At 41.0% G+C, this 22956-nt stretch carries 21 protein-coding genes; 4 read left to right on the top strand and 17 right to left on the bottom strand.

The features are described from left to right. Positions 1-217: 217 nt before the first annotated feature. The 8 genes from WKU26_RS08550 to hpt all read right to left on the bottom strand — a co-directional run bounded on the left by WKU26_RS08550 (position 218) and on the right by hpt (position 5677). Entirely contained in the window at positions 218-856 is a 639-nt protein-coding gene (locus WKU26_RS08550; RefSeq protein WP_340321663.1) for a porin family protein, read from the bottom strand. A 68-nt stretch (positions 857-924) separates the two neighbouring features. Then, positions 925-1452, bottom strand: coding sequence for a porin family protein (locus WKU26_RS08545; RefSeq protein ID WP_340321662.1), 528 nt, complete (start codon positions 1450-1452; stop codon positions 925-927). A gap of 33 nt (positions 1453-1485) precedes the next feature. Continuing rightward, positions 1486-1677 carry a hypothetical protein gene (locus WKU26_RS08540; protein ID WP_269877057.1) on the bottom strand — a complete coding sequence of 64 codons (192 nt, stop codon included), beginning with the start codon at positions 1675-1677 and terminating at the stop codon, positions 1486-1488. A gap of 12 nt (positions 1678-1689) precedes the next feature. Then, complete coding sequence (locus WKU26_RS08535; RefSeq protein WP_340321669.1) at positions 1690-2352, bottom strand: B3/B4 domain-containing protein; 663 nt, start codon at positions 2350-2352, stop codon at positions 1690-1692. A gap of 99 nt (positions 2353-2451) precedes the next feature. Next, complete coding sequence (gene pgeF / locus WKU26_RS08530; RefSeq protein ID WP_340321668.1) at positions 2452-3255, bottom strand: peptidoglycan editing factor PgeF; 804 nt, start codon at positions 3253-3255, stop codon at positions 2452-2454. Further along, positions 3255-4445 (bottom strand): GTPase ObgE, encoded by a 1191-nt coding sequence (obgE, locus tag WKU26_RS08525; RefSeq protein ID WP_269877059.1) that lies wholly within the window; start codon positions 4443-4445, stop codon positions 3255-3257. The genes pgeF and obgE overlap by 1 nt, the downstream gene beginning before the upstream one ends. A gap of 94 nt (positions 4446-4539) precedes the next feature. Next, positions 4540-5109, bottom strand: coding sequence for an adenylate kinase (locus WKU26_RS08520; RefSeq protein ID WP_269877062.1), 570 nt, complete (start codon positions 5107-5109; stop codon positions 4540-4542). A gap of 28 nt (positions 5110-5137) precedes the next feature. Continuing rightward, positions 5138-5677 (bottom strand): hypoxanthine phosphoribosyltransferase, encoded by a 540-nt coding sequence (gene hpt, locus WKU26_RS08515; protein WP_340321661.1) that lies wholly within the window; start codon positions 5675-5677, stop codon positions 5138-5140. A gap of 149 nt (positions 5678-5826) precedes the next feature. On the opposite strand from hpt, the gene WKU26_RS08510 reads away from it, so the two are divergent. Then, positions 5827-7344 carry an NAD(P)H-hydrate dehydratase gene (locus tag WKU26_RS08510; RefSeq protein ID WP_269877510.1) on the top strand — a complete coding sequence of 506 codons (1518 nt, stop codon included), beginning with the start codon at positions 5827-5829 and terminating at the stop codon, positions 7342-7344. A gap of 8 nt (positions 7345-7352) precedes the next feature. Further along, a complete protein-coding gene (locus WKU26_RS08505) occupies positions 7353-8402 on the top strand; it encodes a DUF4831 family protein (RefSeq protein WP_340321667.1) in 1050 nt (349 codons plus the stop codon). Positions 8403-8493: 91 nt separating this feature from the next. On the opposite strand, the gene WKU26_RS08500 is transcribed toward WKU26_RS08505, so the two are convergent. Continuing rightward, positions 8494-9852, bottom strand: a complete 1359-nt coding sequence (locus WKU26_RS08500; protein ID WP_340321660.1) for an MFS transporter — start codon at positions 9850-9852, stop codon at positions 8494-8496. Between the two features lie 153 nt (positions 9853-10005). On the opposite strand from WKU26_RS08500, the gene WKU26_RS08495 reads away from it, so the two are divergent. Beyond that, on the top strand, positions 10006-10557 hold the full coding sequence (locus WKU26_RS08495) for a DUF3332 domain-containing protein (RefSeq protein ID WP_340321659.1): 552 nt from the start codon (positions 10006-10008) through the stop codon (positions 10555-10557). 258 nt (positions 10558-10815) lie between these two features. Here the strand turns inward: WKU26_RS08495 and WKU26_RS08490 are convergent, their stop codons facing one another. Next, positions 10816-11823 carry a class II fructose-bisphosphate aldolase gene (locus WKU26_RS08490; protein WP_340321658.1) on the bottom strand — a complete coding sequence of 336 codons (1008 nt, stop codon included), beginning with the start codon at positions 11821-11823 and terminating at the stop codon, positions 10816-10818. A gap of 409 nt (positions 11824-12232) precedes the next feature. Between WKU26_RS08490 and WKU26_RS08485 the strand changes: the two genes are divergently transcribed. Continuing rightward, positions 12233-12484, top strand: a complete 252-nt coding sequence (locus WKU26_RS08485) for a type B 50S ribosomal protein L31 (RefSeq protein WP_181214940.1) — start codon at positions 12233-12235, stop codon at positions 12482-12484. A 176-nt stretch (positions 12485-12660) separates the two neighbouring features. Here WKU26_RS08485 and WKU26_RS08480 read toward each other — a convergent pair whose 3' ends face one another. From WKU26_RS08480 to WKU26_RS08450, 7 genes are all read right to left on the bottom strand, one after another. Next, positions 12661-12990, bottom strand: coding sequence for a DUF2149 domain-containing protein (locus WKU26_RS08480; RefSeq protein WP_340321657.1), 330 nt, complete (start codon positions 12988-12990; stop codon positions 12661-12663). Further along, positions 12990-13589, bottom strand: coding sequence for a MotA/TolQ/ExbB proton channel family protein (locus tag WKU26_RS08475; RefSeq protein WP_269877071.1), 600 nt, complete (start codon positions 13587-13589; stop codon positions 12990-12992). The genes WKU26_RS08480 and WKU26_RS08475 overlap by 1 nt, the downstream gene beginning before the upstream one ends. Positions 13590-13629: 40 nt before the next feature. Continuing rightward, a complete protein-coding gene (locus tag WKU26_RS08470; RefSeq protein WP_340321656.1) occupies positions 13630-14319 on the bottom strand; it encodes a hypothetical protein in 690 nt (229 codons plus the stop codon). A 9-nt stretch (positions 14320-14328) separates the two neighbouring features. Further along, positions 14329-18747: a cobaltochelatase subunit CobN gene (locus WKU26_RS08465; RefSeq protein WP_340321655.1), complete on the bottom strand. Its 4419-nt coding sequence runs from the start codon at positions 18745-18747 to the stop codon at positions 14329-14331. A 213-nt stretch (positions 18748-18960) separates the two neighbouring features. Further along, a complete protein-coding gene (locus WKU26_RS08460; protein WP_340321654.1) occupies positions 18961-21111 on the bottom strand; it encodes a TonB-dependent receptor in 2151 nt (716 codons plus the stop codon). A gap of 38 nt (positions 21112-21149) precedes the next feature. Continuing rightward, the gene (locus WKU26_RS08455) at positions 21150-21848 is read right to left on the bottom strand and encodes an HmuY family protein (RefSeq protein ID WP_340321653.1); all 699 of its coding nucleotides are present in this window, start codon (positions 21846-21848) and stop codon (positions 21150-21152) included. 7 nt (positions 21849-21855) lie between these two features. Next, a complete protein-coding gene (locus WKU26_RS08450; protein WP_340321652.1) occupies positions 21856-22725 on the bottom strand; it encodes a calycin-like domain-containing protein in 870 nt (289 codons plus the stop codon). Positions 22726-22956: the final 231 nt, after the last annotated feature.

Here is a 22956-nt window from a genome sequence, read left to right as displayed (position 1 = left end):
CATCAGCCAACGTGACAAGTCGCGTTTTTTAAGCTTTCAGCATCTTGAAATTTATATAAGCTCATATAAAATTACACCTTAAATTCATCCTAAAAACCTAAATTCTCAAAAGATTACTCAAATAGCAAAATCAGTTTATGCCGTCCTAACAATAAAAAAGCGGAAACTTTTCAACATTACATCGAAAAGTTTCCGCTTTTTCTATATCTATGAATACTTAGAATTTATATCCTACAGTAGCATAAAAGCCTAAATTTCTTGGTCCATTTTCAACAATCTTACACAAACCAAACTCCCCATTCAGTCCGACTGTCCAATTTGTAAAATCTAAAGCTCCTCCAATTTGAACACCCGCATCAAAACGGCGTAAGCCTTGTGAGAAAGTAGTGCCGGATAAAGAACTATCCTTAAACGTACTCCATGATATAGAAAGGTCATCAGCACTAATCTCTCGCTTGCCGGAAACACCACATGCTAAATAGAAACCACCGGAAAGCACTACATCAAAATTTTTATTTGTACCTAAATGGAATGAAGCAAGCAAAGGAACCTGAAGATAATTCTGATTAACTTTCAACTTTCCATCCACAGATTGCTCTCCCACCGAAGTATCAAAGTTTATCTTTGCACCTTTTGAGACCCAATGCAATCCGGTCTTAAATGAAACCAAGCCAGTCAAAGGGATATCAATACCTACTCCTACACGAGGATTAAAAATGGCTTTTGATCCATCAGAGCCATCTCCCATCCACATGGAAGTTCCAATACCGACTTCAGCATTCCAAATGATTTTTGTCTGTGCAGTAGCAAACAGAGCCGACATCGCACAAACCAGAATAAGAACCAGTTTCTTCATATCTTCAAGTTTTTAATGTTCAATAAAACAAATATAAACAATAAACTTGAATATACTAAGAAAATGAATCAAAATTCGTAATCAATTCCTATAGATATATTTTCTCCTTCCAAAGCCACGCCTAATCCATCCTCTCCTCTGAAATAATCATGACGATATCCGGCAAAACCTACCTTAGAAATCAGACTGAAATGATCGTTAAGCTTAATAGCCAATCCCGGCTTCAAACCAACTTCTACTCCAGTAGTAGCATCATGGTGCTTAGGTTTTAGTACAGATACACCTACCCCCATGTCGATAAACAGACGTACTATTTTATTTTCATAAAAAGAATAGCGCGCATACGGAGCTAAGGCAAAAGAATTGAGCGTACTACCAGATGGAATTCCTGCTTCATAGTCGTGCGAATACACAAGTTCTGCACCTACAGCCCATTTTTCATTGAAACAGTAACCAAAATCAGGTGAAACAGAAAAAGATGTACGTTCTGCATCATCGTTTCTCCACAAGCTAATACCACCACCCAAATACATTTCCTGTGCATGTACAGACAACGCTGCCATCAGCACCACTACCAATGTTAAAAACTTTTTCATAATCGTAAATCATTAAGTTTAGTTCATCTAATTTTATTTATTCTTATGCCGATTTGCACGACGGCGTCTATATTCAGCTTTCATTTTTGCCGAACCAGAGCCGTGAAGTCCAGTAATATAGGTTTTCTTTTTAGCTTTAGTCTTCACCTTCTCTTCCTTCTTCTCAGAAGAAAGTTTACGGCCTTTAAAGACAATTCCGTCTGTCAAAATTTTTTCTATATCCATAAAACACTGTTTCTATTTAAAATACACGATTTCAATATCAATAGCTGCTGCAAACTCTTTCAACAACTCAACCATATAATTTACAGAATCTTCCAGTCCTTCAGAACCACTATATCCATTCATAATAGCCAGAAGATGTTCTGTATTTTCTGTTATCTTAGTCCGTTCATTATCACTTGTAGGCGTTCCGATTCCCCCTACGCTATCACGATAAACCGGCATTCCTTCAATGTTCAACTCTCCGCGTCCAATTCCTTCGTAAGGTTCACCAGCCTTACCAATACCCAAGACCAATCGATTCCCTTGTATTTTATCCAAATCGAAGCCTCCAATAGAATGCCCACTATAAATAGAAGCTAAATTAATCAAATCGACCAATGTATCAATCTGATACAAAGGAATACCTCTCAATATACGACGGCACAATGCTTCGGAAGAAGGACGATAGCGACTGGGATCTTTTCCACACTTTTTATAAGCTGCACGAGTCGCCTGAATAGCCGGCATTTCCTTAATGGAGTCCGTAGTATATTTAGAACGATACAACGTAGTAAATTCTTCAATCTTAGCCCAAAGAGCTTCACTATAAGCAGAGTTTTTTACAGTGGCAAACACTGCAGCCCCCTGAAATTGAGGCCAAGCCTGATGCAATTCTTCCGAGACCTCTATTATGATTCTTTTTCTATCTGACATAGAACTATTCTTATAATTTTACAACAAAAGTAGTATTTTCTCAATGTAAGCCCAATCTTTTACCTCATTTATCTCCGGTGTTTACATTTTTATTCGCATAATACCCGACAAAATGCGTCCGGAATGGATTCCAAGGCGACGAGCCGAGAAAAAATGTTCATATTGGGAATAGGTACAAATACCCGCTAACTCAATAGCGGATGAAGGCACACCTTCTGAAATCAGTTGCAAACGATTGGCTTCCCACAAATCAATGTGCCACTTTTCCTTACGACAAGAAATAGCTTGCATCTGAAAGCCGGCTTGTTCAAAAGCCTGATAAACTTCATCCCCTACCTCAAAAGCATCCAACGAAATACCAGGGCCTATACAAGCCACCACATCCTCTCCTTTTGTACCGTAACACTCTCTCATTGTCTGAATAGTATGGCATACGATTCGCCCAAGCGTCCCTCTCCATCCTGCATGAATAGCTGCTACTGCATGATGACGCGTATCGTAGCACAACACGGGGATACAGTCGGCTGTAGACACACAAAGACATTGCCCAGGCAAATTTGTAACCAAAGCATCTACCCCCTCAAGCAAATCAGTTTTCTGTATGTCATCACACCGTACAAAAGCCTCATCTATAACTCTCACGGTCACCCCATGAGTCTGATGAGGAATAATCAATGCATCCGGTCCGGGGAGTAAAGAACAAAGCAGTTCACGATTCCGCCTTACACTTTCCTTATCATCTCCACAATACCCGTTGCAATTGAAAGAAGCATAATTTCCTTCACTATATCCGCCATGGCGGGTTGTGGAAAATAAAAAAATGTCGGGATACGATTTCGCCAAACCGTATTCCAACATTCGCATATCCTTTGTATACAATTCCATCATTTCTGTGGTGTATCGTCGTCTTCCCAATCTACTTCTTCGTATTCGTAATCAAAATCATCATCCTCTTCATCCTCTTCATATTCATAAGCAAAGTCTTCATCTTCACCCATATCCTGCAACTCCTGCTGAAGTCTTGACATATCTTTCGGGCGATGTACAATTGCTTCTTTACGAATAGCCTCCAACTGATTACTATCCTTGTTAAGCTCTGTCCACAAAATATCCTTCAACTGCTGTATACCCATATTGGCTACGGAAGAAATAAATACATGCGGAACATCTTGCGGCAATGTAGGAGTCAGCATCTCAATCAACTCTTCATCCAGCATATCACACTTTGTGATAGCCAACACTCGTTGTTTATCAAGCATCTCAGGGTTGAAAGTAGCCAACTCGTTCAGCAAGATTTCATATTCTTTCCGGATATCATCTGTATCCCCCGGAACCATAAACAAAAGCAACGAGTTACGTTCAATGTGTCGCAAGAAGCGCAAACCAAGTCCTTTTCCTTCGCTTGCCCCTTCAATGATACCCGGGATATCGGCCATCACAAACGATTTACCATCACGATAAGACACAATCCCCAAATTCGGTTCCAATGTAGTAAACGGATAGTTGGCAATTTTCGGACGAGCAGCCGATACAGAAGAAAGCAGAGTAGATTTTCCTGCATTTGGGAAACCCACCAAACCCACATCAGCCAACAGCTTCAACTCCAAGATAACTGTCATTTCCTGCATCGGTTCTCCCGGCTGCGCAAAACGGGGAGCCTGACGCGTAGCTGTACGGAAGTGCCAGTTCCCAAGGCCTCCACGTCCACCTTTCAACAAGATAACTTCCTGTCCGTGCTCAGTGATATCGCATACATATTCACCCGTTTCGGCATTGTATACCACTGTACCACAAGGCACTTCAATTACCTTATCCGCTCCGTCTTTTCCGAAACTTTTATTTTTCGAACCATTTCCTCCATGTTCAGCGAAGACATGACGTTCGTACTTCAGATGGAGTAATGTCCAATAGTTACGGTTACCCCGTAAAATAACATGACCTCCTCTACCACCGTCGCCACCGTCGGGACCACCGTTAGGTATATATTTCTCACGGCGCATATGCACCGAACCGCGTCCTCCTTTTCCGGAGCGGCAGTAGATTTTTACATAATCAACAAAATTCGATTCAGCCATCTTTTATAAATATTGAGTTATGAATAACAAATTGACGGGCCGGCAAGCCTTATCTCTACCTGCCAACTCGTCAATCCGCTTATTTCAAAATTAATTAAAGCTTGTCAATAGCAGTACAGATGTCAGCAAAAATTCCGTCCATAGTACCCAAACCATTGATGTGGCAATATTTGCCATCGTTTTTGTACCAGTCGATCAACGGAGCTGTCTGTGAATGATAAACAACCAAACGTTTCTTGATAGTTTCTTCATTGTCATCAGCACGACCTGATTCCTGACCACGCTTAATCAGACGAGTCATCAATTCATCTTCAGGAACTTCCAAATCCAACATGATAGAAACTTCCTGTCCGCGTTCTGCCAACATTGCCTTCAATGCATCAGCCTGTGCAATTGTACGTGGGAAACCATCGAAGATAACACCTTTGCTATCTTTGAAGCTATCAAATACACTTGCCAAGATATCAATCATCAATGCATCAGGAATCAACTGACCGTTATCGATATAACCTTTAGCAGTTTTACCCAGTTCAGTTCCATTCTTGATTTCTGCACGCAACACATCACCTGTTGAAATATGGTTCAAGCCATATTTTTCTACAATACGAGCGCTCTGAGTACCTTTACCAGATCCCGGCGCACCGAAAATTACAATGTTCAACATTTTCTTCTAAATTATTATTAATGATTAATTAGTCTTCTATTACTGTATAAATATCACGATAATTACGTCCAAGTCCGTCGTAATCCAGGCCGTATCCTACAATAAAATCATTCGGAATATTCATTGCCACATAATCGATATGCAAATCAACCTTCAGTTTATCCGGCTTTACTAACAAAGAAGCGATACGAACTTCTTTCGGGTTCTTAGCTTTCAATGTTTCCAATAAGCGCTCCATAGTAAGCCCCGTATCTACAATATCCTCTACGATAACAACGGTTCTTCCTGTAATATCATTGTTCAATCCAACCAATTCTTTTACACATCCCGAAGTACAGGTACCTTGATAAGAAGCCAACTTGACAAATGAAATTTCACAAGGGATTGTAAGATGTTTCATCAAATCGGACGTAAACATAAAAGATCCATTCAGCACACTGACAAACAACGGATTAGCATCTGCTAAATCTCGATTAATTTCATCTGCTACACGAGCAACTTCCTTCAAAATCTGTTCTTCTGAAATAAACGTCTTAAATCGTTTGTCTTTAATCTGAATAGTTTCCATGATGATATAATTAAAATTGCCACAAAGGTATGAAATTATCTCCAACCTCCTATATTTCAGATTGACTATTTAAGGATATTTTTAAACGAATGTATACACGTTTCAAGGCTTTTTCGTACTTTTACGGACAAATAGTTATTGAAATAATGATGAAAATTCTAAGTTGCACACAACAAAAAGAAGCGGATACATATACAATCGCTCACGAATCAATATCTTCCATCGATTTGATGGAAAAAGCGGCTACACTAATAACCGAAGCTATCTGTAAGCGATGGGATAAATCACACAGAATAGTGGTTTTCGCCGGAGCCGGAAACAATGGAGGCGATGCCGTAGCAGTTGCACGCATGTTATTCCAAAAGAACTATGACGTAGAAGTCTATTTATTCAACATTAAAGGATCTTTATCGGAAGAATGTCATACCAATGTTCTACGTTTGGCAGAATGTGGTTTTCAAAAATATACAGAAGTCAGTACACAGTTTGATCCACCGAAATTGACAGAACACGACATAGTCATCGACGGTCTGTTCGGTTCCGGTCTGAACAAACCGTTGAGTGGAGGATTTGCAGCAGTCGTAAAATACATCAATGCGGCTCCCTCTACCGTTGTATCTATCGACATACCTTCCGGACTTATGGGAGAGGACAACTCATACAACATCCGCCAGAATATTATTCAGGCAGATTTAACCTTGAGTATTCAATTGCCGAAACTATCTTTCCTTTTCGCCGAAAACGAAGAGTTTGTCGGAGAATGGGAATTACTTGACATAGGAATCAGCCAGACATTCATCGAAGAAGCTCAGACTCCTTACCTTATTACCGAACCTCAAGACGTAACAACACTAATAAAACCACGTAGCCGGTTTGCCCATAAAGGCAATTTCGGACATGCGTTATTGATAGCCGGATCATATGGTATGGCAGGAGCATCTATTCTTGCGGCCAAAGCCTGTCTTCGTTCTGGAGCAGGTCTACTCACTGTACATGCCCCTGTATGCAACCATAATCTTATACAAACCTGCGTGCCCGAAGCACTTGTACAAGATGATATTCATGAACATTATTTTGCAGAACCCGTAGATATAGACAGTTATCAGGCAATCGCAATTGGCCCCGGTTTAGGACAAGAGGAAGATACCGCGTTAGCTACCCTTGAGCAAATTAAGAACTGCTATATCCCCTTAATACTCGATGCAGATGCCTTAAACATTTTCGGTACGCACAGAAATCATCTGAACAAGATACCCAAACGAAGTATTCTTACTCCACATGTGAAAGAACTGGAACGAATTGTCGGACGTTGCAGCAACAGTTACGAGCGACTTTCAAAAGCCAAAGAACTAGCAAACTATCTACAATGCTATATTATTTTAAAAGGAGCATGGAGCACAGTCATCACTCCTGATGGAAACTGTTTCTTCAATCCAACAGGAAATCCAGGTATGGCTACAGGAGGTAGCGGTGACGTATTAACCGGTATTCTGACTGCCCTGTTGGCACAAGGATATACTCAAGAAGAAAGTTGTAAACTGGGTACATATATCCATGGGTTAGCCGGAGATATTGCCAGTCAACGCATGGGAGAAATAAGTATGACGGCAAACGACATTATCGACGCATTGCCCGAAGCATGGAAAATAATAACAAAAACTAAATAACATTTATGATGAAGAAAGGACTGATTGCACTCGGACTGTTAGCATGTACTGCAGCAAGCGCTCAAGATGTAAGTGCATATACTCCGGCAAGTGATGAAGGAATCGTATATTTCCTTCCCAAAACCGTACTGCAGGTCAACTTAATTGCCACAAAAGTCACTTACCAGCCAGGAGACCTGTGCCAATATGCCAACCGTTATCTGCGGTTGAGCAACGTCACCTCACAGCCAGAAACCCACTGGGAACTGAAAACGATTGATGTCCGCTCTGTAGGAATTCCAGATTCCACAAAAGCATACATTATCAAACTAAAGGACAAAAGTGTAGCCTCGAATGTAGAACTGACCGAAAATGGTATTATCAAAGCAATCAATACCACATCTCCCCAAGAACCAGTCTTTGCCGAATATGTATTAGAAAAGCCGCAAGTACATGAAAATGCGCGAAAATACATGACAGAAGAAATTCTGATGGCCGGTTCTACCGCAAAAATGGCAGAACTTACAGCCAGAGAAATTTACAACATACGGGAAAGCAAAAACCTGATACTACGCGGACAAGCAGATAATATGCCCAAAGACGGAGCTTCCCTCAAATTAATCATCGACAACCTCGATAAGCAAGAGAAGGCAATGACCGAAATGTTCAGCGGATATAAAAACCGGGAAGATAAAGTTTTCACAGCATGGGTTATTCCTGAAAGCAACTTGAAAGATCGCATTGTACTCCGATTTTCCAATCTGCTGGGAGTCCTTCCCGCAGAAGATCTTGCCGGTGAACCAATTTACCTCAGCGTAAATTCAACCAATGCACTGCCTACACTTCTTCCCGAAGAAGAAAAAAAGAAAAAGAAAATAGAAGGAGCTATCTACAACATTCCAGGAAAGGGCAATGTGACTGTAAGTTATAAAGGAAAAGAATATTTTAAACAAGAGCTTCCAATCACTCAGTTCGGAAATACCGAAGTATTAGTTGACGGGTTATTCAACAAAAAAATAAATACCAAAGTAATATTCAGCCCGCAAACTGGAGCAATAGTTAAAATAGACAAAGACTAAGTATATATAGCTTTATCATATAATAAAATACCCGGGACATCATTCATAGATGACTTCCCGGGTATTTTATTATATGATAAAGGCCCAATAATTATTTCTGAATATTGGCTTCTTCCAATTTATAACCGAATTTTTTATCTGCAATTTTCAATGCAAATGCAACCAACAATGACAATACAGCAATCCCAGTAAAGATACACATAGGCAAAGTATAATCATATAGGTTAGCACCATCCACTTTTCCTATTACACAATAATTGTTCAATACCGCACCAATCAAAGTAGGTATTCCCCAAAATCCGATATTCTGAATAAAGAAAATCAATGCATAAGCTGTTCCGAGTTGATGTGCAGGGAAAATCTTTGCCACCGAAGGCCACATGGCAGAAGGTACCAGTGAGAAAGCAATACCCAAAACAATCATCAGCACAATGGCAATGAATGAATTTGTGATGAAGGGTAATGAATAGATAAAGTGAACTCCAATCAACATAGCTGCTCCCAGCATCATAATAGAAGCCGCTTTTCCTTTCTTATCTACCATTCCACCAAAAACCGGAGTCAAGAACAAAGCACCCAATGCAGGCAATCCGACAAAGAAACCAGCCACACTTTCATCAATACCATATTTACTGATCATCAGTTCTGATGCAAACTTCTGAAATGGGAATACACAAGAGTAAAATAATACACACAATAAAGCAATCAACCAAAATCCCGGATTCGACAGAATATATTTTACATCCTTGAATGAGAACTTTTCTTCCGATTCATTGTTTACTTCAGCCTCAATCTGACGGTCCAATTTCTTATCCAATACAGAAAAAGCAAAAAAGGCTATCAAACCGCCAACCAAACAAATCAATCCCAGCAACACCGGTGTAGTAATTTCATAAGCTCTCGCCAGCGGAATAGACACTCCATAAGCAGCCTGCGAACCGACACGTGCCAAAGCAACCTGTACTCCCATAGCTGTTGCCATCTCCTTACCACGGAACCATTTGGCAATCATCTTTGTCACCGTAATACCTGCTACTTCGGCTCCTACACCAAAAATAGAATAACCGGCAGAAGCAACAAATACGCTTTCCTTATATCCCATAATGGTATCTGTTGTACCAGCCATATTTGTCATCGCATAATATTCCAAACCTGTACCCAACACCATTAAAATAGTAGCCAACTTTCCTGTAAAACGAATTCCAAAGCGGTCCAAAATCAAACCACCCCAAATCAACATCAGGAAAAATACATTCAAAAAGCTATACGCCCCAGTGAAAAAACCAAACTCACTACTATTCCATCCCAAATCAGCTTCCAGCATGGTTTTCAATGGTGCAACTACATCATTCACGTAATACGCTGCCATCATTGTGAAAGCAACAATTGCCAATGCCCCCCAGCGCATTGCACGAGAGTCATTCAGTCTTCCTTGATTCTGTACTTCCATTTACTTTATTTATTAATTTTAATCTTTTATCTTACAAAGTGCGGCAAAGATACATTTTTTTGCGCGTTTTTATTCCAAAAAACAAAATAAGTTCTACCTTTGTAATATTAGAGAGATTAGACAACACTATATTAAACTTTAAATTTTAAAACCATGAGAAAGACTAAAATGATGTTCATTTGCTCAATATTAAGCGGCAGCCTGTTATTCTCATCTTGTATCGGCTCATTTGGCTTATGGAGTAACTTGAAAGATTGGAACCAAGGTCTTGGCAACAAATTTGTAAACGAAATAGTATTTTTGGCATTTCATGTAATACCTGTATATGAAGTTGCTTATCTGGCAGACGTTTTGGTATTGAACTCTATTGAATTCTGGTCAGGTTCTAACCCTGTAGCAGAAGTCGGTTCAATTAAGACCGTAAAAGGCGAAAATGGAGAATATTTAGTACGTACCAACGCAGATGGCTATACCATTACTAAAAAAGGAGAAGAAGATAAACAGCTCGACTTGGTATACAATCCGGAAAACCGCACATGGAATGCTGTTGCAGAAGGAGAAAGCTTCGAATTGATTACCATGAACGAAGATGGTACTATCACTTTCAAACAGAAAGATGGTACTCCTATCACAGTAAGCCCAGACTTAATGGGAGTATCTACTTTACGTGCCCAGAACGGTTCATTGTTTTTAGCAACAAGATAATCGATTTTTAACACACTCAAAAGCCCGATAAACTTTTCATTAGTTTATCGGGCTTTTGAGTTTTGTAAGTATTGGATACAGGCCCTTTCACCTTTTACTGGAATAAATTCAGCAAACAAAAAGGGCCACTGTAAAATGTCTCTTTATACCCTAAGCAGCATTTAATATCAAAACAATCTTAAAAAAAAGAGTTGCCCTTTATAAAGAGCAACTCTTCACATTTATAATATAGATGTATAAAGTCTATATCAATTCAAATTAGCAGTTAGCCAATTTGTTGTCTGAACCCAAAACGTTCAAGATTTTGTGCTTGTACTGTTTTTCCATGTTATCGCGAGCTGGGCCCAAGTATTTACGTGGGTCAAATTCAGCTGGTTTTTCAGCGAATACCTGACGGATAGCAGCAGTCATAGCCAAACGAGAGTCTGAGTCGATATTGATTTTGCAAACTGCAGATTTAGCAGCCTTACGCAATTCTTCTTCTGGAATACCGATAGCAGCTTTCAAAGCACCACCATATTTGTTGATAGTTTCAACTTCTTCCTGAGGAACTGAAGAAGATCCGTGAAGAACGATAGGGAATCCCGGAAGTTTTTCCATTACAGCATCCAAAACGTCGAATGCCAAAGGAGGAGGAACCAAACGACCAGTTGCTGGATCTACATGGCACTGTTCTGGAGTAAATTTGTAAGCACCGTGAGAAGTACCGATTGAGATAGCCAAAGAGTCGCAACCTGTACGAGTAGCGAAGTCGATAACTTCTTCAGGGTTAGTATAAGTGTGGTGGTCAGAAGAAACTTCGTCTTCAACACCTGCCAATACACCAAGTTCACCTTCTACTGTTACATCGAACTGATGAGCGTATTCAACAACTTTCTTAGTCAAAGCTACGTTTTCTTCGTAAGGCAAGTGAGAACCGTCGATCATTACTGAAGAGAAACCTGAGTCGATACAGCTCTTGCAAGTTTCGAATGTATCTCCGTGGTCCAAGTGAAGAACGATTTCAGGATGTTCGCAACCCAATTCTTTAGCGTATTCTACAGCACCCTGAGCCATGTAACGCAACAAAGTAGCGTTAGCATACTGACGAGCACCTTTAGAAACCTGAAGAATAACCGGAGATTTTGTTTCAACTGCAGCCTTGATGATAGCCTGCATCTGTTCCATATTGTTGAAGTTGAAAGCCGGGATAGCGTATCCACCCTTGATTGCTCTGGCAAACATATCTCTAGTGTTAACCAGACCTAAATCTTTGTAATTAACCATTGTTGTAAATTTTACAGTTAGTAATTTGTTTCTGTCTGCAAAAATAGCAATAAAACTATAAATATTGTCACCACTTGACAAAAAAGTAATTTTACATTTTTAAAATGCCTTAAAATCACAATTATTTTTCTCCTTCATCTTACTTAGATGCTAAGCAGATATTACAATCAAACAATCCCAACAATAAATTCACAAAATATTTTCATATTCTCTTCATATATTATTATAATGCCCTATACAAGAAGATTCTTATTCAAGAAGAAAAAGACTGTTTCATAAACAAAAAACGTATTGAATTATTTTCTATTTCAAAGAAAAGCTGTATCTTTGCAACCCGAAACAGACCATTACACACAATTATTGTGTTACCACATATTTTTGAATAATAACAATAAAAGTATATACTGAAATGAAAAAAGGCATTCATCCTGAAAACTACCGTCCGGTAGTATTTAAAGACATGTCAAACGGTGACATGTTTTTGTCTCGTTCAACTTGTGCTACAAAAGACACTGTAGAATTCGAAGGCGAAACTTATCCTTGTGTTAAGTTGGAAATTTCAAGCACTTCTCACCCATTCTACACTGGTAAGTCTAAATTGGTAGACACAGCAGGACGTGTTGATAAGTTCATGAGCCGTTACAACCGTATCAAGAAATAATTCGATAACGGAGGTAAGAATAAATAAAACCGGATGCTTTCACGCAAAGCATCCGGTTTTGTTTTAATACATATTTATCTGACAACATTACCCCACACAACAATAAAATAAGGCATTGCTTCTTGCCGATACAAGAAGACAATGCCTTGGATAGAGAACAAAGATATTATTGAAGATTACTCTTCCGGAACATAAATAATTTCACCATTATCCAATTCGTAGGCTATCCCTACCTTTTTCCCTTTCTTTCCATTCTTCGAAGCCTGATCTTCACTCGGAGTATATTTATTTATCTTATGCCCCTCTTTGGTGATAATCTCCATATTTTCCTTTCCGGGGTTCTTCACCATCGTAAAGTCTTCCTCACTGAGCATTTCGGTCATATTATAACGGCTTACAAGTGCTACCATCAGAGCTACGGCAAAAACCATAGCTACATCGAACAGGTTGCTGACCACGCTCATCGGGTCATTATCCTCTTCTTTTCTTAACAATCCTCTTTTCATCAGCCCTTCTTATTTTCGTTTAACAGTTCTGCCAGAAACTCCAAATTCGTCATATCCTGCAAATACCAACGTTGTTTTACCTGCTGGGTTATAAAACCAATGGCAGCAGCAAACAGTCCAACTACTGTTGTAGCAAAAGCTACCTGCATATTATAAGCCATAGAAGAGATGTCGCCGGTAGAAAGTCCTACCAGAGCCGGACCCATTGGAATCAAAGTACCCATCAAGCCAAGCATAGGCCCCATTTTCGTCAAAGTCTTCGAAATTGCCAAATCCTTATCGGCTGTAATTTCGTATTCTGCAAGCAAGCGCTGTACATGAGCCGGATTATCTTTCATTGCCAGTATACGATGAATATATGTCATTACCAGAGAGCCTGACTTTGAAGGAAGTTTTCCTCCCAGCTCCGGCAGTTTATCTATAGTCAAGTTATCCAGTTCCTGCTTCAGCAAGGCTTCTGTTTTACGGATTGCCATATACTGTCCGAAAAAACTGCCTATCAGCAACAACGAACGTACAAAAAGTACAATCAACAATACAATCACCGGGACTAAAAGTCCTGTAGAAATCCAATACAAAATATCTGAGATATAATTCATAACTATAACTGTTTTTATGTAATCAAACTATTTTATTTCATCAATCCTTAAACTTTGTGAGTTTATATTTTCTCCAGCACATACCACAAACACCTCCGGCTATCACCAAACCGACAAGCCCGGAAAAGCCCCCCCACTCTATTTCGCTGATACCGCTCATTGCAGTACGCCCGTTCACCGTTGCAACAATTCCCAATATGGCGAGTAGAGCATTGGTAAGAAAAAGTAGTTCCAGACGTAACTCTTTTTCAGGAATAAGCCAGCGCAACAGTATTGTTCCTGCCGGTATCAAAATCAATATAGCAACAGCCATTCCCCATGCCAGCAAGGAAAATGAAACTCCCGGATAAGCAAATATCAGAGTAACCAGTACACTGAACATAACCGGAAATATCAGTATGCCGGGAAACCAACGTAAAATCCGATACATCCACAACATACGACGCCGCACCAAACCTCCTGTCAGCATATGCACAGCCAGCATACAAAATGCCATCTGCACACAAACTTCTACACTCAGTACGACAGAAGTATCAAGCATCAGTTGCGGATTAGACAACCAGTCGGCTATCTGGGTTTTCGATTGCTCAATGGCATAAGGCCACATCAAGCCTACAAACAAAGCCAACACTACGGTAATGACACCCACTGCCCAGCGTTTGCTGTAAGTCTGCTTCAACATAAAATTGAAGCAGACCAATAACATCATCACTAAAACAACTGTCTGCATATTATTCCGTTATTCCTGTTGTTTACGTTTCCGACGCACCAAGACAATCAATCCTGCCACAACTCCTACTGCAGCTATCGCCACAATCGTATTGTTCAAAGTATTGGTATGTTCCTCCGATTGCATCGGATTCATCTCTTCTTTCTTCATCACCATACCTTTATCGCCCGTTTCAGCCACAGATTCACGGACTTCGCTTATCTGTTTTTTATATTGGGCAGCAGACTGTGCATTTGTTTTCGAGCCGATAAATTCGCGTAGTTTCGCATTATCGCAAACAAAGCCCGAACAAGCCGGAGCATACCTGTTTACCAGTTCCGTATGCAGTTCGGCTATATCCTTCAGTTGTTGCTCACTTGCTTTCCACATTCCTTTACGGGCTGTTTCCATCATGATGGCAGTTATTTCCTGCAGGGCGGCCGGACTTTGTTGTTCGAAGAAATCTTTCATATCCAGATGATACTTATCTTTTACATACACATCGTATATATCATCCCACATTTGCTTGTGTATAGCCTTAGGCTTCATCACATTCCAGCCATAAATATTACGGATGGTTTCAGCAAAGGAAGCGGCAGAACCTGCTTCTCCTTTCATTTTTTCACGAATATAATTGGGGTTGAAAATGGTAGTGCGGCTTTCTACTCCGATAGCCTCTTTTACTTCCTGCATACGTACATTGTTACGGTTGCGGTAATCACTCAGGTAAGCATCCGGATCTTTCCCCGTTACGTTACGTACGGCAAGATTCATTCCTCCCATAAACTCATACACATGATCCAAACTCAATGCCCCCCACGTGTTGCTTTGGCGAGGCTGAATCACAGCATCCGTACGGGTCAGCGCCGCTTCAAAGACAAACTGTTTAAAGGCTTCCCAATTCTTTTCATCTCCATAATAAGCCCCCATATTATTCAGATAAGTATCGGCTATTTCTTTTTCACTTTCCCAGCGGTCGCCAGCCTCAACCATACTTGTAATACCCGTGCCATATCCCCCGTTTGCCGCTCCAAAGACACGGAACGCAGACATTTCACGCGCATCTTTTGGTGTCAAACCTTTTTCTATCAAAGCACGTTCTGCCTCAACCACTCCGGCTGCAACCAGATTTTCATATTGATCATCTTTGGCCGCAGCTGCCATCTCTACAGCCCGGTTAATCAGAAACAGACGGGAAGCAGCCAAATCACGCAACTGTCCGCTAGTCTGAACTACCACGTCAATACGAGGACGCCCCAGTTCTTCGGACGGAATCAGACGAATATCGCTGACACGTCCCAATGCATCCCGTACAGGCTCTACTCCCAACATGTACAATATCTGTGCAATGGTAGCTCCTTCGGTTTCTATAAACTCTCCACTCCACAATGTATAACTCACTTTACGAGGTATAGAATCATTATGCCGTTTTTTATACATATCAATCGTATTGTTCGCCAAACGAATCCCCTTCTCCCATGCAGCCTCCGAAGGAGTAGCTTCGGCATTGATGGAGTAAAGATTACGGCCGGTAGGCAGAGTATTGGGGTTTACAATCGGGTCTCCACCTGCCGATGGCTGAGTATAACCACCTCCAAGTGCATTAATCAAGCTCCCAAGTTCTTTTTCCGGACTTTCCAGTAAAGCTTTCCGATAATTACCTACATTTTTTATGGTCCGTTCTACTTCAATAATAGACAATGCCTGAGTTATCTCCTCTTTACTATATTCTTTTTTCTTCATCATCTTACTCATCATTGCCGCCATACCGCCATTTCCACTCTTTGCGTTCTGCGGGTGTTTAGCAGCACGCTTATCAGCCTTATGCATTTCACCCTTCTGTTTACTCATGGCTGCCTCCATTTTCCGGATAGCCTCTGCATCAGCTCCCATTTTTCTGGCAAGTTCGATTGCCTTTTTAGAATCCATTGTTTTGACAGAATCATGCATTTTCCTGTGCATAAAGCCGGTGATGCCACCTTTATTTCCATGGGCAGTCTGTTCCGACGATTTTCCTGTCTCCATCACCTTATGCGGAGTAGCATTCATTTCTTCGGCAGCAGCCATCATCATGGCAAACATTCCATCACCATCCTTACGGGAATTGTTTATTTCACGAGCTTTCTCCAGTTCTTGTTTCGTAATACCGGCAATACGGCAAACCAATTCATCGGTCCCTGACTCCGGATGAGCCAACAGACGAGTTACAAGTTCGCGGGCAGGATTCAGATAACGGGCTGTGAATACCGTACGATGTTTTTCTACCTGCGCATCAGCCTTTCCCCGCAATTTATCGAGTGCCATCAAGCTATAGGCAATTGGCTCGGTTGCCATTGCATATACACTCGACTCAATTCTTTCCTTTTCGTAAGGTACTCCCATTATATAAAGCTGTCCGGTTACCTTTTCATTTGCCAGTTCTTCGGCAAAATTTTCCACACGTGCCACCTCTTCTTCCGTATACGGATGTACCAGCACACTATCCAGTTCCAAATCGCGATGAATACCCAATTTTACGGTATATTCCTTCACCTTCAACGAGGCCTTATCCAATGCTTCCCGACTACAATTGTCTTCTCCCAACAGATTATTATAGTTTTTAACCGCCTCGTTCAGCTCACGATAAATGCCACGTACATTGCTTTCCATGAACGGAGGAGTAAGATACGACTGCAAACCGGCGTAGGCACGACGCTTGGCTATAATACCTTCTCCCACATTACCGATGGAATAAATATAAAAATGAGGCAAAGCACCTACCAGCCGGTCCGGCCAGTCTTGAGAAGACAAAGCCACCTGTTTTCTTGGAGTAAACTCCAAACTGCCATGCGTACCGAAATGAATCAAAGCATCTGCCTTGAATCCATATTGAGTCCACAGATAAGAAGCGATATAAGTGTGAGGAGGAGCTGCATGAGTACCATGTACTATCTGGAAAGAGTTTGTACCAGCGCCAGCTGCATTCTGCGGAAGCAGTACTACATTACCAAACTGCAAACGGGCCACTCCAAGCTTTCCGTCGGCAGTAACCATGTATTTACCAGGAAACTCCCCATTAGCTTTCACTACTTCTGCATACTGTTCGGGGCGGATACTCTGCTTTATCCAAGCATCATACTGTTCTTTTGTAATCAGTTCCGGATGTCCTTCTTTCATAAACTTATCGAACGCACCTTCGGCATACAGATTGAATACAGCCCCTTGCTCCTGAATCATTTCACCCAGTTCATGACTGTTTGCCGGTAAACCTTCAACTTTATATCCTTCCTGCTTCATGCGTACCAGCAGATTGTAAAGAGACGGAACGACCTCCATTCCGGCCGCAGTCAGTGCATTCTGTCCCGGACCTTTATAATAATACACCGCAACACGCTTCTCCGAATTGGCTTTTCTCTGCAAACAGATGTAATTGTTCACAGTCTTCACAAAAGTTTCCAGTCTCTCGGGAATAGCAAAAGCATGTTGCAGTCCTTCTTCATCCAGGTAATGTCCGAAAAGAGCAAAAGGACGGATTGCACCATCTATTTCAGGAGTTACCACACTTTGCGAAAGAAAACCGCCATTCATACCCATCGGGTCGTTTTCCCATTCTTCTACCAGACGGTTTGTATTAAGTGGGGCAAAGAGCGGAATATTTTGCCTTGACAGATAGTCTACAATATAATCCCCCATCCGGCCATGTGCCATGTTGATGACAGCCGAAGGTTGTACAGAGTCGATATGATGCTTCACAAAAGCCATCATCGAACGTACCGGATAAACCATATTTCCAGTCTCCTCCAACTTCTTAATCAAATCGGCCGGTTCTCCCATCTGTCCTGTAACAACAACACGCGGTGCATCCTCCTTCCACAATCCATTTGCTTTCAGAAATTCATGATACGCAGCTACCGTATTGAATCCCAAAGGCTCATTGTCCGGATTTTCCGGATCGGCATGATAAATCATATCATTAGACCGTTCTACCAAAGCCTCCGGTTCGGGAATAGAAATCCATTTACCGTCTACAACTTTACGTACATAGTTCAACATACTGCGATAGTTACGACGTCCGCCATTTGCCAGGTACTCACGCAAAGGAGCAGAAGTAACCGAATCCAGCGAACAGATATCATTGGCAGGATTTGTTACGGCAGTAGAAAGCACAGGCACCCCTCCGTCTGCCGCCTCCCGAATCTTTGCCCGCTGCTCCTCGGTAATACGAAGCCCCATGGCATTGATAAAAACCATATCATAACTGCCAATGCGGTCCAATTCGTCTACGCTCAACTCGCTGATTTTGATAAACGAGTTATCGTTTGCTTTCGAAATTTCTCCTAAGTTAATAATTTGATAATTAATAAATGCCACTTTCGTAGAGCTGAACCAGCAGTTCCACCCCACGACGAGCACTACCAACAATGCAGCCAAGCCGGCACACAATGCCAGTTTTTTCTTTGTTCTCTTCATGTCTCTTTATTTTTATATTACAGATAAAATCTTTTTACGGAATAGAAAGAAGAAGGGGGGATTATTGATATTATACTTCATTCGACGTCGTCGGACGAAGAAACAACGACGCCGGATACACATACAACGACGTAGATTACCGGTTCAACGACGTAGAATGAAGTATTGTCGATGTATCGGAAAATGATTTTACCAGACTATCCCTGAATCTGTTCATTTAAAAAATTTGTCCACATCCAGCGATACCCCTACAGCAAGTGTGGTTCCTGTAGTACTTGGCGTACTGCTATAATAATACGACGGACGATAGTTCAGCAAATTATCTACCGTAAGATTCACACTTACTCCTTTCCATACACGTTGCGATACATTCAGTTTCCAAATCGTGTAAGCAGGATACTCCGTACGATAGATTCCCGCATCAGGATTTGCCATATTGATGTATTGGCTCACTTCTGTTTCAGAAAGCACGCGCCCGTTCAGCACAACATCGAAACCATAATGCTTCCAGTCTTTTCCGTATTCCAGATTCAGCGTTGCAGAATGCGGACGTGTTCCGGACGAATTAATACCCCCATCTTTTACATGTTCGTACGTATAAGCATACGACAGGCGTATCCCCACTCCACACGGATATCTGGCAGAAGCATCCACATTGAGTCCGGCAATATCTATTTTTGCGATATTGGTATAAACCATCCCACCTAACGAATTGTCCCAAGCTGTACCGATACGGTTGTCTACAATATTGTAATAACCACTCACCGTAAAGTTGTAGCGACTTTTAATATACTCTGCCGACAAAGAGAAATTCTGACTGGTTTCCGACTTCAGGTTCTTGTTGCCGTATATCATAAAGATACTTGCCATATCAAAATTCATATACATCTCCTTCAAAGTAGGAGCACGGAATCCAACCGCATACGAACCACGCAGAGAACAATTGCCTAATTTGTACATAAGTCCCAACTTAGGAGAAAAGTTCTGTGCCTTTGCTTCCGAAAAATAGTCGTATCGCAAAGAAGTGGTAATATTCAGAAAATCGGTAGGATTAATTTCAAACTGTGCAAAAGCATCGGCCGTATATTGGGCATAACTTCCAGCTTCGTTCGTAAACTGATAACTCATCAGATAGTCGCGCATATAGTCACCTCCCACAATCAACGTATTTTTACCAAAGAAAGTATGGCTGTACAGTGCACGCAAAGTATGCTGCACATTACTGTAATCGCGTATATCGAGTCGCTTCACTCCATCGAAGTCACTCTTATCGTATTGATCGAACACATACGATACCTCAAGGTTATTTTTCTTATTAAAAGAATAACTTCCTTTCAAACTTCCCGAATAATCGCGATAGCGGTCGGCATCTACAACAGTCTTTTCCCTTTCTCTAAAGAAATAGCCTGCTTTCGCTGTCAGTTTCATTTTATCAACAGGGGTAAAAACCAGCTGTTCCTTAAAATTCCATGTCTTGCTGGCATATATTCGGGTATAGTCTCCATTTTCTCCCAAATCCACGGCATCGGCCGAAGTATGCTGTACATGAATTGCATTACTGAATTTACCGGAATTAAACGACACATTTCCTCCGTAACGCTGGTCATTGTGTGCACCGTAACGTCCGTTCAGATTTACATTCCACGGATCTTTTGAATCGCGTGTAATCAGATTTACTACACCTCCCACGGCATTCGACCCATAAAGCGACGAAGCTGCTCCTCTGATAATCTCAATACGCTCTACATTATCCAGATTCAGACGCGAGTAGTCTATATTATCCAATGTTTCACCAGCCAAACGTTCCCCGTCTACAAGAAACAAGATAGAGTTTCCTCCAAACCCTTGCAAATTCAGATTCACTTGCTGATCCATCGAATAAGAAAACTCAATGCCCGGCAACTGCGCCTGCAATAGCTCCCCGATATTCGTTGCATCTACCTTTCTGATGTCTGCTGCAGTAATCACACGGGTTACAATAGGAGCATCTTTCAACAAACGCGGAGTGCGCGTTCCGGTCACCACTACCGTTTCCATACCGATAATATCTTCCTCCAACACAAAGTCTACAGTGCCTCTCGGTCTCGCGTTCAGTTTACATTCTTTCGTAGCATAACCAATATAGGCAGCCTCTAATGTATATTCTTTATTATCCGGCAAACGAAGGGTATAATGCCCGTTTTCGTCGGTAGTTGCTCCTAATTTTCGATTTTCCTTCACGGTAACTGTAGCCCCGATGAGTAATTCTTTATCGGCATCCGAACGTATCGTACCCGATACGGTGCGCTGTGCCATGACCGGAAGACTCAGCAGAATACATATAGTCGTAGCCAGACAGAAACTTATTCCTCTTTTTGTCAACATAACATTTTTCGTTTTTACTTATTATTTCCTACGACTCCCTATTTTATCACTGCATCAAACGGGTAAATGTATTCTATCTTCATGAATCCCTTTACCATCGATGCATTCTTGAAATCCGACAGACGGATAGCAGCATGTGTACCGTCTTTCAACTTCAGAATATAAACTTTATTAGAAAGCGTATATACCGGAGGCATACTGCTCTTATCCACATTCAGCCACTTAGACAGTTCGGCGTTATAGTCGGACTTGGCATATACAATATTTCCTTCCATCATACCACTCATATCAATTGTAACCTTATCTGTGGTTTCTATATCAGCTACATAGTTTCCCTGAGGAATACTTCCTGAAGCAATCAAGACATCAAAACCTGTAGAATTGGTTTCCAGAACTTTTCCCCCATTCGTTTTAGAATCGTAACGATGAACGGCAAAATCCCAGTCTTTCGGAAGCGTAGTCGCTGGAGCAAGAGGTGTCTCTACTCCGTTTTCGTTTTCAATACGGGTAGAATCGATGGCTTGAGCATGCAAATCGATATAAATCCATTTGGTATAATCGGTGGCATCGATATAAATTGTACCGGAATGCTGTTCATCATTTATATCTATAAAACCAAATTCATTAAGTTCATTGACAGACAGCTCGTCGTACACACCGTGAAATATCCCTTCACATGCCGAGAGTGAAGTAAGCATCACTCCCAGCATAACTATTACATGAAATCTTGTTTTCATCTGTTTTTCATTCTTCTTCCGCAGATGTGGCGGTAGTAAATATGCATGAGATTTTCATACCCATGGCAGCCATCGCATCCGGTGTCATCCCAAAATGAAGTGTAAATACACCTTTGCTGTATTCTCCTGTAAATGAGGTAAACTTATAATTAGAACCTCCTATAACCATTGAAAAATCATCCTTCGACAAAGTAACTGTATTTCCTCCTGCCTTTGCCGCAGCTACATCTTCTATCGTAAATGCAGGAATTGTCATATTCTCCATTGCAGCAAACTCCTCTGTAGTAACCGTTACCGTATTATCATCTATTTTCTCTACAGTAAGAGTCATTGCAAGCGGTTCCATCTCCATGGTTTTACCCCCTCCCATTTCTACCGTCATGTCCAGGTTTCCTGCCCATTTACCTACTACTGCATCGGCGGCATATTCTGTTGTAAAATCTAAAGAGATAGCCATCCCCATAGCTGCCGGTGTAATTTTCAGATGTATATCAGCTTTACCGTTTTCTACTGTTCCTTCTACATCCGAAACGGTATAGTTCACTTCGTTTACAACAATAGATTCATTTTCTTTTTTGGAAATTTTATACGTGTTTCCTTCTTTCACCACCGAAACATCCTCGATATCGAAAGAACTTATGGTCATTGGTCCACTGCCAAGTTCTGGTACTGTAAGTTTCGCTACTCCATCACTCACCGAAGTTACTTTAAAAGAAACGAAAGAATTTCCCATATTTTTCCCCATCACACTCATTGACACAAGTCCGTCGTAAGTTCCATTCAAAACAACAGGTTCAGTATCCGGTTCGTTGTTGTTACTACATGCCATTGCACCCAATGCAATAGCAGCCATTAAGAATAAATTTTTAAGTTTCATTGGTCTTTATATTTTATATTAATCTTCTTGACGGAATACTTGTGTTATTTTACGCTGCAAAAGTATACCGAACCCCAAGGACCAACAATACCTAAAAATTATGAATTTTAACAACCTTTTTCACTATTAAAAACAAGGCTCAAGGCTCTTCTTACGCATAAAAAGGAACTTTTACCGATATTTATATACCTACAAATAATCATAGCAAAGACTTGTTGTACAAACCGTATT

Origin of the sequence: Phocaeicola sp. HCN-40430, assembly GCF_037890285.1 — a bacterium.
Taxonomy (GTDB): domain Bacteria; phylum Bacteroidota; class Bacteroidia; order Bacteroidales; family Bacteroidaceae; genus Phocaeicola; species Phocaeicola acetigenes.
This window is presented reverse-complemented; position numbering and strand designations above follow the sequence as displayed.

Bases quoted from the DNA above. Each gene is read 5' to 3' on its own strand.
- WKU26_RS08550 (WP_340321663.1), bottom strand. From the start codon at position 856: ATGAAGAAACTGGTTCTTATTCTGGTTTGTGCGATGTCGGCTCTGTTT.
- WKU26_RS08545 (WP_340321662.1), bottom strand. From the start codon at position 1,452: ATGAAAAAGTTTTTAACATTGGTAGTGGTGCTGATGGCAGCGTTGTCT.
- WKU26_RS08540 (WP_269877057.1), bottom strand. From the start codon at position 1,677: ATGGATATAGAAAAAATTTTGACAGACGGAATTGTCTTTAAAGGCCGT.
- pgeF (WP_340321668.1), bottom strand. From the start codon at position 3,255: ATGGAATTGTATACAAAGGATATGCGAATGTTGGAATACGGTTTGGCG.
- obgE (WP_269877059.1), bottom strand. From the start codon at position 4,445: ATGGCTGAATCGAATTTTGTTGATTATGTAAAAATCTACTGCCGCTCC.
- WKU26_RS08520 (WP_269877062.1), bottom strand. From the start codon at position 5,109: ATGTTGAACATTGTAATTTTCGGTGCGCCGGGATCTGGTAAAGGTACT.
- hpt (WP_340321661.1), bottom strand. From the start codon at position 5,677: ATGGAAACTATTCAGATTAAAGACAAACGATTTAAGACGTTTATTTCA.
- WKU26_RS08510 (WP_269877510.1), top strand. From the start codon at position 5,827: ATGAAAATTCTAAGTTGCACACAACAAAAAGAAGCGGATACATATACA.
- WKU26_RS08505 (WP_340321667.1), top strand. From the start codon at position 7,353: ATGAAGAAAGGACTGATTGCACTCGGACTGTTAGCATGTACTGCAGCA.
- WKU26_RS08500 (WP_340321660.1), bottom strand. From the start codon at position 9,852: ATGGAAGTACAGAATCAAGGAAGACTGAATGACTCTCGTGCAATGCGC.
- WKU26_RS08495 (WP_340321659.1), top strand. From the start codon at position 10,006: ATGAGAAAGACTAAAATGATGTTCATTTGCTCAATATTAAGCGGCAGC.
- WKU26_RS08490 (WP_340321658.1), bottom strand. From the start codon at position 11,823: ATGGTTAATTACAAAGATTTAGGTCTGGTTAACACTAGAGATATGTTT.
- WKU26_RS08485 (WP_181214940.1), top strand. From the start codon at position 12,233: ATGAAAAAAGGCATTCATCCTGAAAACTACCGTCCGGTAGTATTTAAA.
- WKU26_RS08480 (WP_340321657.1), bottom strand. From the start codon at position 12,990: ATGAAAAGAGGATTGTTAAGAAAAGAAGAGGATAATGACCCGATGAGC.
- WKU26_RS08475 (WP_269877071.1), bottom strand. From the start codon at position 13,589: ATGAATTATATCTCAGATATTTTGTATTGGATTTCTACAGGACTTTTA.
- WKU26_RS08470 (WP_340321656.1), bottom strand. From the start codon at position 14,319: ATGCAGACAGTTGTTTTAGTGATGATGTTATTGGTCTGCTTCAATTTT.
- WKU26_RS08465 (WP_340321655.1), bottom strand. From the start codon at position 18,747: ATGAAGAGAACAAAGAAAAAACTGGCATTGTGTGCCGGCTTGGCTGCA.
- WKU26_RS08460 (WP_340321654.1), bottom strand. From the start codon at position 21,111: ATGTTGACAAAAAGAGGAATAAGTTTCTGTCTGGCTACGACTATATGT.
- WKU26_RS08455 (WP_340321653.1), bottom strand. From the start codon at position 21,848: ATGAAAACAAGATTTCATGTAATAGTTATGCTGGGAGTGATGCTTACT.
- WKU26_RS08450 (WP_340321652.1), bottom strand. From the start codon at position 22,725: ATGAAACTTAAAAATTTATTCTTAATGGCTGCTATTGCATTGGGTGCA.